Origin of the sequence: Terrabacter sp. LjRoot27, from assembly GCF_964254175.1 — a bacterium.
Lineage (GTDB): Bacteria > Actinomycetota > Actinomycetes > Actinomycetales > Dermatophilaceae > Terrabacter.
The window spans coordinates 3,613,318-3,623,835 of the sequence record NZ_CAXUSS020000001.1; the positions used below are offsets into that span (position 1 = coordinate 3,613,318).

8 protein-coding genes are annotated in these 10,518 nt (G+C 71.2%); 1 reads left to right on the forward strand and 7 read right to left on the reverse strand.

From position 1 onward, the window contains the following. Nucleotides 1-25: 25 nt before the first annotated feature. A complete protein-coding gene (locus ACSQ2D_RS16650; protein ID WP_435987039.1) occupies nt 26-880 on the reverse strand; it encodes a VOC family protein in 855 nt (284 codons plus the stop codon). Between the two features lie 118 nt (nt 881-998). Between ACSQ2D_RS16650 and ACSQ2D_RS16655 the strand changes: the two genes are divergently transcribed. Beyond that, entirely contained in the window at nt 999-1,313 is a 315-nt protein-coding gene (locus ACSQ2D_RS16655) for a hypothetical protein (protein ID WP_435987040.1), read from the forward strand. A 41-nt stretch (nt 1,314-1,354) separates the two neighbouring features. On the opposite strand, the gene ACSQ2D_RS16660 is transcribed toward ACSQ2D_RS16655, so the two are convergent. From ACSQ2D_RS16660 to nuoL, 6 genes are all read right to left on the reverse strand, one after another. Next, nucleotides 1,355-2,686, reverse strand: a complete 1,332-nt coding sequence (locus ACSQ2D_RS16660; protein ID WP_435987041.1) for a D-arabinono-1,4-lactone oxidase — start codon at nt 2,684-2,686, stop codon at nt 1,355-1,357. 4 nt (nt 2,687-2,690) lie between these two features. Continuing rightward, nucleotides 2,691-3,872 (reverse strand): alanine racemase, encoded by a 1,182-nt coding sequence (locus ACSQ2D_RS16665; RefSeq protein ID WP_435987042.1) that lies wholly within the window; start codon nt 3,870-3,872, stop codon nt 2,691-2,693. Nucleotides 3,873-4,238: 366 nt separating this feature from the next. Beyond that, the gene (locus tag ACSQ2D_RS16670) at nt 4,239-5,255 is read right to left on the reverse strand and encodes a polyprenyl synthetase family protein (RefSeq protein WP_435987043.1); all 1,017 of its coding nucleotides are present in this window, start codon (nt 5,253-5,255) and stop codon (nt 4,239-4,241) included. Between the two features lie 46 nt (nt 5,256-5,301). Then, nucleotides 5,302-6,915 (reverse strand): NADH-quinone oxidoreductase subunit NuoN, encoded by a 1,614-nt coding sequence (nuoN, locus tag ACSQ2D_RS16675; protein WP_435987044.1) that lies wholly within the window; start codon nt 6,913-6,915, stop codon nt 5,302-5,304. Further along, nucleotides 6,912-8,513 carry an NADH-quinone oxidoreductase subunit M gene (locus ACSQ2D_RS16680; RefSeq protein ID WP_435987870.1) on the reverse strand — a complete coding sequence of 534 codons (1,602 nt, stop codon included), beginning with the start codon at nt 8,511-8,513 and terminating at the stop codon, nt 6,912-6,914. Before ACSQ2D_RS16680 ends, nuoN begins: the two co-directional genes overlap by 4 nt. An 8-nt stretch (nt 8,514-8,521) precedes the next feature. Then, nucleotides 8,522-10,507 carry an NADH-quinone oxidoreductase subunit L gene (gene nuoL, locus ACSQ2D_RS16685; protein ID WP_435987045.1) on the reverse strand — a complete coding sequence of 662 codons (1,986 nt, stop codon included), beginning with the start codon at nt 10,505-10,507 and terminating at the stop codon, nt 8,522-8,524. Nucleotides 10,508-10,518 lie beyond the last annotated feature (11 nt).

Genomic DNA, 10,518 nt, shown 5'->3' on the forward strand with positions numbered 1-10,518 from the left:
CCGTCGGGCCGGGTCGCGCCGCGGATCAACCGAGGAACTGGCTGACCGTGAAGACGGCGCCCTGCGGGTCGCGGACGACGGCGGTGCGGGTCCAGTCGCTGTCGCCGGTGCGGACCACGGACCCGCCGAGCCGCTCGACGCGCTCGGCCGCGGCGTCACGCTCGGCGACGGTGAAGGTCACGTGCCACCCGGGCTCGGCACCGGGCGCGACGGGCACGACCCAGCCGATCGCGTCGGCGAAGCCGGCCGGGACCTGGGCTCCCGCCTGACGCTCGTGGATGCCCGGGTCGACGGTCGACGCGAGGTGGTCGCCGTAGCCGGGCACCCGGATCATCGTCGCGAAGCCGACGTCGACGAAGTCCCAGCCGAAGGCCTGTCCGTAGAACTGCTGCGCCGAGGCCAGGTCGTCGGTGTGCAGGTCGCTGAAGTTCCAGGCACCCGGGACGTTGGTCACCTGCGAGCCGAGACGGCGCCTGGCCTCCCAGAGGCGGACCTCGAGTCCCTGCGGGTCGCGCACGACGGCCGACCTGCCCCCCTCGCCCGCCGCCGTCGGCGGCTGGACGACCACTCCCCCGGCCTGCTCGACGCGCCGGACCGCCGCGTCGCCGTCGTCGACCGCGATGTAGGTGTGCCACCGCGCCGCGCCCTCAGGACCGCCGTCGCCCGTCGGTGTCTGTGGGCCACCGAGACCTCCGACGTCGCGGCCGTCGAGCTGGGCGACGAGATAGCGGAACGGGACCCCCGGCGGGGTGGCCTCGCTGAAGGTCCACCCGAACAGCCCGCTGTAGAAGTCGGCCGCGGCGTCGACGTCGTCCTGCTCGGTGTCGACCCACGACGTCACGCCCTCGGGATAGGTCCTCTGCCCGGTGTGCTCGGTCATCGCAACTCCTCGCGGTCGGTTCCGTCCTGACCCACCGTAGGCAGCTCCGCCGACAGCCGACACCGATCGCGTCCGCGCGAAGCCCTGCGTCCGCCGCCTCGCGGTCTACCGTCGCAGGATGACCCTGGACGACGTCGACGCCTACCTCCGCACGCTCGACGGGGTCCGCGCCAAGCGCACCAGCGGACACCGTGCGTGGTACGTCGACGGGCTCCTCGTGGCCCGCGCCGACGCCGCCGGCACCCTGCTCGTCCGGCTCGGTGGCCGCGACCGTGAGAAGCTCGTCACCGCCCACCCCGACACCTTCGGGGTGCCGCCACGGTGGGAGGCGCACACCAAGGTGCAGGCCGACCTCGCGGGCGACGACGACGCCATCAGGCGCTCGCTGCGCCTCGCCTGGGAGCGGCAGCGCTCGGCGCGCGCCGAGCGCTGAGCGGCCACACGGCATACGCCATCGCGCCGGCGCCGCGGCGCTCAGGCGCCGAGGACCCGCTCGAGGTAGGGGTTGGCGAAGCGGCGCTGCGGGTCGACGCGGTCGCGCACCGCGAGGAAGTCGTCGAACCGCGGGTAGACGCTCCGGAGGTAGTCGGCGCCGCGCGTGTGGATCTTGCCCCAGTGCGGGCGGCCGCCGTGGTTGACGGCGATGGCCTCGAAGGCGTCGAAGTAGGCGCCCCGCCCCTGACGGTGGTACCTGTGGATCGCGATGTAGCAGCTCTGGCGCTCGTAGGCCGTCGAGAGCCAGACGTCGTCGGCGGCGGCCACGCGGCACTCGACGGGGAAGGAGATCCGCTCGTCATGGGTGTCGACCCACTCGCGCAGCTCGAGCAGCACCTCGGAGAGGCTCGCCCGCGGGAAGGCCCACTCCGACTCCATGAAACGCACCTCGCGCGCCGTGACGAAGACCTTGTGCGAGCTGTCGGTGAACTGGCGCTCGCTCAGGGCGCGTGACGCGATGGCGTTGATGCTCCTCGTCGACCGCGGCACGCGGGTGGCGACGCGGTTGGTCAGCTCGAAGAAGCGGTTGCTCAGCAGGTCGTCGTCGAGCTTCTCGCGCCAGGCGGGCAGCGGCCGACGCGCCGTGCCCTCGGGCACACGGTTGTTGCGCTTGGTCAGGGCCCGGTCGGTGTGCGGGAACCAGTAGAACTCGAAGTGGTCGTTGGCCTCGGCCGAGACGTCGGCGTGGGCCAGCACGTCCGTCAGCGACTCGGGCCGCTCGACGGCATGGAGCAGGAAGGCGGGCACGACGGCGACGGTGATCTCGGTGACGATGCCGAGCGCGCCGAGCCCGAGACGGGCGGCCTGGAAGAGCTCGGGCTCGTGCGTCGGTGAGCAGTCGACGAGCGACCCGTCGGCAAGGACGATGCGCAGCGCCCGGATGCCGGCGGACAGGCCCGTGAGGCGCAGCCCCGTGCCGTGCGTCCCGGTGCCGGTGGCGCCCGCGAGGCTCTGCCGGTCGATGTCGCCGAGGTTGGGTAGGGCGTAGCCGAACGCCTCGAGCTCCTCGTTGAGGACGTGCAGCGGGGTGCCGGCGCGCACCGTGGCCTCACCGCGCGTCGAGTCGATCGAGGTGACCCCGCTCAGGGCGCCGAGGCGCAGCTGCACCCCGTCCGTCACGGCCACGCCGGTGAACGAGTGGCCGGCGCCGATCGCCTTGACCCGCAGCCCGCGGTCCGCAGCCCGCACGACCTCCTCGACGACCTCTGCCTCGCTGCGCGGAGTCGCCACGCGCGCGAGCTTCGAGGACTCGGTGCCGGCCCAGTTGGACCAGTCGATGCTGCGTACGACGCGGCGCTTCACGCCACCCACGCTGTCAGCCAAAACACTGCCCTTCCCCACGATAGGTCGCGGCCCGTCCGACGACCCGGTCGCCTCCGTCGCTGCTGACGAGCGCGAACTCCGTGAAGCGCTCGGCCAGCTCCCCCGCCTTGGCGTGCCGGAACCATATCCGATCACCCAGTGAGAGACGGTCGGCGCCTGCTCCCTCGAGGGGCGTCTGGACCTCGCCGGCTCCCTCGCGCCGGATCAGCGCGACGTCGTGCTCGGGCAGTGGGCTCGGCACGCGGGACCATCCGGGCGGCCCGGACGCGACGTAGCCACCGCCGTATGCCGTCACCATCCCCGCGCCGGGCCGGCGCACGACCGGGGCGGCGAAGTAGGCAGCGGGCCGGAGCGAGAGCGCGTCGTAGCCGTCGAAGAGGGTCGGTGCGAAGAGGCCCGACCCCGCGGCGAGCTCGGTGAGGGACGGGTCGAGGTGCGTGACGTGCAGGCTGCCGGTGCCGCCGCCGTTGACGAGCTCGAGGTCGGCGAGGGCCCGCGCGGCCGCCACGACCTCGGCCCGTCGGGTGCGCAGCTCGGCGTCGGAGACCTTCTTCATCCGGCGCACGACGGGCGAGGAGTCGGGCAGCCCGGCGATCTGGGCGTCGTAGAACATGAGGCCGGCCACGACGAGGCCGTGCTCCTGGGCGCGACGGATGACTGTCTCGACGTCGGCCGGGGTGCGGGTCGGCGACCGGCGCACCCCCATGTGGGCCGGGCCGACCCGGAGCGACGCGTCGACGTCGATGGCCACGCGCAGCCCCTCGTGGCCGGGCACCTCGCGGGCGATGAAGTCGACGTGCTCGACGCTGTCGACCATGACGATGACGGCCCTGGTCAGGGCCGGGTCGGCGGCGAGCTCGACGAGGGCCGGCACGTCGACGCTCGGGTAGGCGACGAGGAGGTTGTCGTGGCCGTCACGCGCCCACCACAGGGCCTCGCGCACGGCGTAGCACATGAGGCCCTCGAAGCCGTCGCGCCCGAGGGCCCGCTCGATGAGGGGCCGGCTGCGCAGCGACTTCGTCGCGATGCGGATCGGCACGCCGGCGGCGAGCTCCACGAGAGTCGCGGCGTTGGCGTCGAAGGCGTCGAGGTCGACGACGGCGAGGGGACCCGGCAGGTCGGCGGTCGCCGCCGAGAGGCGCGCCGCGACGGGCGGCGACAGGCGGCGATGCATGGTCTGCACCCTACCCAGCGTCACCCCGCCCCGGGACCCCCCGATCTCACTCGAGTGGTCACTCCCGCACGCGCCGCACCCGAACCGAAACGACCACTCGACGGTCTTGCGACCCGCGAGTCACTCGAGTGGTCACTCCCGCACGCGCCGCACCCGAACCGAAACGACCACTCGACGGTCTCGGGACCCGCGAGTCACTCGAGTGGTCACTCCCGCACGCGCCGCACCCGAACCGAAACGACCACTCGACGGTCTTGGGACCCGCGAGTCACTCGAGTGGTCACTCCCGCACGCGCCGCATCCGAACCGAAACGACCACTCGACGGGTGGATCGACCTTGGGGTGTGGGTGGTCGCGAGGGGAAGGTCAGCCGACGCGGTCGACGACGGACAGGGCGAGGGCCTGCAGGGCCGCCTTCGCGTCACTGTCGGGCAGCGGGTCGAGCAGGGCCTGCGCCTCGCGGGCGACGGCATACGTCTCGTCGCGCGCCAGCGCGAGGGCCGGGTGGGCCCGGAGCAGCCCCAGGGCCTCGGCCAGCGCGGCGTCGTCGGCGAGGTCTCCGTCGAGGAGCTCGAGCAGGCGCGCGTCCGAGGAATCGTCGGGGTCGGCCATGGCCCGGAAGCGCAGCACGGCCAGCGTGTCCACACCCTCACGAAGGTCGGTGCCCGGGATCTTGCCGCTGTCGTCGGCGTCCGACGCGATGTCGATGAGGTCGTCGGCGAGCTGGAAGGCGATGCCGACCTTCTCGCCGTAGGACCGCATGATCTCGACCGTCTCCTCGGAGCCCCCGCTGAACATGACGCCGTAGCGGCCCGCCGTCGCGATGAGCACGCCCGTCTTGTCGGCGAGCACGCCGAGGTAGTAGTCGACGGGGTCGACGCCCTCGGGGCAGGCGCGGTCGTCGCGGATCTGGCCGGAGCACAGCCGGACGAACGTCTGCGCCTGGATGAGCACGGCCTCGGCCCCCAGACCCGCGACGAGCTCGGACGCCTTGCCGAAGAGGAGGTCGCCGACGAGGATCGCCGTCGAGTTGTCGTAGGCCGCGTTGACCGAGGCGACGCCGCGACGCACGCTCGCCTCGTCCATGACGTCGTCGTGGTAGAGCGAGGCCAGGTGGGTCAGCTCGACGCCCGCGGCGGCACTGACGACGTCGTCGTTGATGCCGTCGCCGAGCTCGGCCGCGAGGAGGGTCAGCATCGGGCGGAACCGCTTGCCGCCTGCCTCGACGAGATGCCCCGACGCCCCCGCGATGAACGGGTCGTCGTGGTCGACGACCTGCGTGAGCAGCGCGTCGACCCGGCCGAGCCCGTCACGCAGGCGTGCCGACAGGTCCGCGGTGGCCCCGGGGATCCCGAGGACCGGCGGGGTGGCGTGCGTCGTCATCGAACCCCGTGACCTGACGGACGAGCCTGGTGCCGAGCGCACGCCGTCATCGGACGAACTGGGAGGCGCGGTCGGCCAGGTCGAGCAGCGCCGACGGCAGGACACCGAGGGCGAGCGTGATCAGGGTGCCGATGGCGATCGAGAAGGTCGTCGACACCGACGGCGTCACGACCTCGACGGCGTCGTCCGGGGCGTCGCTGAAGAACATCAGGACGATGACCCGGGCGTAGACGAAGACGGTGATCGCGCTGCACACGACACCGACGACCGCGAGGACCGTGCCCGTCGCGCCACCCGTGCCGACGGCCGCCGAGAATACGCCGAACTTCGAGACGAAGCCCGAGGTCAGCGGGATGCCGGCGAAGGCGAGCATGAGGAAGGCGAACGCACCGGCCACGACCGGGTAGCGCTTGCCGAGCCCGGCCCACTGCGACAGGTGCGTGGCCTCGGCGCCGTTCTGGCGCACGAGCGAGACGATGGCGAAGGCCGCGATCGTCGAGAAGCCGTAGGCGACGAGGTAGAAGAGCACCGCGCCGACGGCCTTGCGGTCGAAGGCGAGGACGCCGACGAGGATGAACCCGGCGTGCGCGATCGAGGAGTAGGCGAGCAGGCGCTTCATGTCGGTCTGCGTCACCGACAGCACCGAACCGACGACCATCGTCAGCAGCGCGACGAGGACGAGCGCGTTGGTCCACTCCCACCGGCCGGTGTCGAGGCCGACGTAGGCGAGTCGCAGGATCGCGCCGAACGCGGCGGCCTTGGTGCACGCCGCCATGAAGCCGGTGACCGGCGTCGGGGCGCCCTGGTAGACGTCGGGGGTCCACGCGTGGAACGGCACCGCACCGACCTTGAAGAGCAGGCCGACGAAGACGAGGAACGCGCCGGGCAGGAGCAGGCCGTTCATCGCGAGCGGTCCGGCGGCGATCGCCTTGGACAGGTCGCCGAAGTAGACCGAGCCGGCGTAGCCGTAGAGCAGGGCCGTGCCGAAGAGGAAGAAGGCCGAGCTGAACGCACCGAGGAGGAAGTACTTCAGCGACGCCTCCTGCGAGAGCAGGCGACGGCGACGGGCCAGGCCCGAGAGGATGTAGAGCGGCAGCGAGAGCACCTCGAGGGCGACGAACATGCCGATGAGGTCGTTCGTCGTCGGGAAGAGCATCATGCCGAAGATCGCGAACATCGTCAGCGGGAAGACCTCGGACGTCAGCGCGCCCGCGCGGGCGGCGGCCGTCTCGGTGGCCGAGCCCGGCGTCGACGCACCGCTCGGGGTGAACGCGTCGGGGCCGACGCCGCCGAAGCGCTCGGCCATCGTCAGGACGCCGAGAACACCCATGAGCAGGATCGTGGCCTGCATGAACAGGGCCGGGCCGTCGATGGCGAGGGCGAAGAGCTGCCGGTTGGTCGAGCCGTCCGTCAGGCCCATCGTCAGGCCCTGGTGCTTGGCCGCGAGGATGATCGACGCCGCGGCGGCGAGCAGGCCCACGACCGCGAGGGTCACCTGGATGGCGTGGCGCCGCTCACGCGCGGCGAACGCCTCGACGAGGACGCCGATGAGCGCCGTGCCGAAGACGATGAGCAACGGCAGGATCGCGAGGTAGTCGACGTTCGACTGCTGGAACGCTGCGGGAAGCGTGGGCAGCGCCAGCGGAGCGACGGCGGTCACTTCGAGCTCCCTTCGGCCACGGTGCCGGCCGGGTTGAGGTTCGGAATGGCTTGCTGGACGTGCGACAGGGTCTTGTCGACGGCCGGGTTGATCACGTTGAGCGCGAGGTTCGGCAGGAAGCCGAGCACGAGGAACGCGGCGATCAGCGGCGCGGCGACGAGCTTCTCGCGCGTCGTCAGGTCACGCACGGCGGTGAGGCCGCGACGACCGGGCTCGTCGAGCCGGTCGTGCTCGCGCTCGCCCACGAGGCCCTCGGGCTTCGGGCCGGTCATGACCTTCTTGTACATGAGCAGGATGTAGAGCGCGGCGAGGATGATGCCGGCCGTCGCGATGACGGCGGCCACCGGCTGCGTCGGGAAGCTGCCCACGAGGACGAGGAACTCCGACACGAAGCTCGACAGACCCGGCAGGGCCAGGCCCGAGAGGCCCGCGACGAGGAAGATGCCCGCGAGGGCCGGCGTGATGCGCTGCCAGCCACCGAAGTCGGGGATGCGCTTGCTCCCCCGACGGCGCACGAGCATGGCCGCGAAGAGGAAGAGCGCCGCCGTCGAGAAGCCGTGGTTGACCATGTAGAGCGTGGAGCCCGCGTGGCCGACGTTGGTGAAGGCGAAGATGCCCAGCACGATGAAGCCGAAGTGGCTCACCGAGGTGTAGGACACGAGGCGCATCATGTCGGTCTGCCCGATCGCGAGGAGCGCACCGTAGATGACGGAGAGCACCGCGAGGGCCACGACGACGGGCGTCGCCCACGTGCTCGCCTCCGGGAAGAGCTGGAGGCAGAAGCGGATCATCCCGAACGTGCCGACCTTGTCGAGCACGCCGACGAGCAGCGTGGCCGTCGCCGGCGAGGACTCGGTGGCGGCGTCGGGCAGCCACGTGTGGAACGGCACCATTGGCGCCTTCACCGCGAAGGCGAAGAAGAAGCCGACGAAGAGCAGCCGCTCGGTGGTCGGGTCGAGCGAGAGACCGGTGAGGCGCTCGATGAGGAAGCCGTCGGTGCCGCCGGGGCCCTGGAGGTAGAGGGCGATGACGGCGACGAGCATGATGAGCCCGCCGGCCAGCGAGAAGAGCAGGAACTTCATCGCGGCGTACTGCCGGCGCGGCCCGCCGAAGCGGCCGATGAGGAAGTAGACCGGGATGAGCATGGCCTCGAAGAAGACGTAGAAGAGGAACACGTCGGTGGCGGCGAACACCCCGACCATGAACGTCTCGAGCACGAGGATGAGCGCGAAGTACGTCTTGACGCGCTGGCCGCCGCGCGGGCCGGCCTCCTCGGGCACGTCGTGCCAGGCGGCGAGCAGGCAGATCGGCGTGAGCACGAGCGCCATGAGGATGAGCACGAGCGCGATGCCGTCGACGCCGAGCGCGTAGCTGACGCCGAACTGCGGGATCCACGAGTGCTGCTCACCGAGCTGGAACTGCGCGCTCGAGGCACGGTCGAACTGCGTCGCGGCGACGATGCCGACGACGAGCGTGACGAGCGAGAACCCGATCGCCATCCGCTTGGCGTTCTCGGCGCTCCCCGGCACGAAGGCGACGACGAGCGCGCCCACGAGAGGGATGAGGCCGAGGATCGTCAGCCAGGGGACGGTGGACATTGCGGTCATCAGGACATCACCCAAAGAGCACCGAGGATGGCGACGACACCAGCGAGCATCGTCAGGGCATAGGAGCGCGCGAAGCCGTTCTGCAGCTTGCGCAGGCGGGAGCTCGTCCCGCCGACGAGGGCGGCGAGGCCACCGGCCGCACCGTCCACGCCCTTGCTGTCCGCGAAGACGAGCGAGCGCGTGAGGTGGATGCCGGGTCGCATGAGGAGGGCCTCGTTGACCTGGTCCTGGTAGAGGTCCTTGCGCGCGGCCTGCGTGAGCAGCGAGCCCGCCGGGGCCTGGGTCGGCACCTCGTCACGCCAGTAGCGCAGCCACGCCAGCGCCGCACCGGCGGCGACGAGGACGAGCGTCAGGGCCATGAGGACCGGCACCGGGATGACCGGGTGCGCGCCCTCGGGCTCGGCGCCGGTGACCGGCTCGAGCCACGTGGTGAACATCCCCGTCGGGCCGATGATGAGGCCGAGGAAGGCCGAGCCGGCCGCGAGGACGATCATCGGGACGGTCATCAGCTTCGGCGACTCGTGCGGGTGCACGTCGTCGGTCCAGCGCTTCTTGCCGTGGAAGGTCATGAAGAACAGGCGCGACATGTAGAAGGCCGTGATGCCGGCACCGATGAGGGCGGTCATGCCGAAGACCCACGGACGCCAGCCCTCGCCGATGAAGGCGGCCTCGATGATCTTGTCCTTGGACCAGAAGCCCGAGAACGGGGGCACGCCGAGGATCGCGAGCCAGCCGAGCGCGAACGTCGCCCACGTGATCTTCATGGCGCCGGACAGCCCGCCGAAGCGGCGCATGTCGACCTGGTCGTTCATGCCGTGCATGACCGAGCCGGCCCCGAGGAACATCCCGGCCTTGAAGAAGCCGTGCGTCAGCAGGTGGAAGATCGCGAACGCGTAGCCGACCGGGCCGAGGCCGGCGGCGAGCATCATGTAGCCGATCTGGCTCATCGTCGAGGCCGCGAGGGCCTTCTTGATGTCGTCCTTGGCGCAGCCGACGATCGCCCCGAAGAGCAGCGTGATCGCGCCGACGATGACGACGACGAGCTGGGCCGTGGGCGCAGCCTCGAAGATCGGCGCCGAGCGCACGACGAGGTAGACACCCGCGGTCACCATGGTCGCGGCGTGGATGAGCGCCGAGACCGGCGTCGGGCCGGCCATGGCGTCACCTAGCCAGCTCTGGAGCGGGAACTGCGCCGACTTGCCGCAGGCACCGAGCAGGAGCATGAGGCCGATCGCCGTCATGAAGCCCTGGTTGGCGTTGGTGCCGGCCTCGCCGAGCACCGTCGCGAAGTCGACGGCCCCGAAGTGGAAGAACATCACCATGATCGCGATGGACAGACCGAAGTCGCCGACGCGGTTGGCGACGAACGCCTTGTTGGCCGCGGTCGCGTAGGCCGGGTTGTAGTTCCAGAAGCCGATGAGCAGGTAGCTCGCGAGGCCCACACCCTCCCAGCCGACGTAGAGCAGCAGGTAGGAGTTGGCGAGGACGAGCAGGAGCATCGCCGCGACGAAGAGGTTGAGGTAGGCGAAGAAGCGCCGCTTGTCGGGGTCGTGCTCCATGTACCCGATCGAGTACACGTGGATGAGCGAGCCGACGAAGGTGATGAGCAGCACGAAGACCATGGACAGCTGGTCGACGAGCAGCCCCGCGCTCACCTTGAACGAGCCGGCGGCGACCCAGTCGAAGAGGTCGATGCCGACCGCGCGGTCCTCGGCGCCACGGCCGAGCATGGCGAGGAAGACGAGCGCGCCGACGACGAACGCACCCCAGGAGAGGGCGGTCGCGAGCACGGGCCCGAACTTGTCGGTGCGGCGGCCGCCGAGGAGGAGCACGGCAGCACCGAGCAGCGGCAGCGCGACGAGCAGCCACGCGTATGCCGTCACCCCGGTGGCGGCGTGCGCCTCACCTTCGTGCGTGGCGAGGCCCGCGGCATACGTGCTCAGCGTGCTCGACGAGCTCGCGAGCGTCTGGACGAGAGTTCCCATTCTGGCCGGCG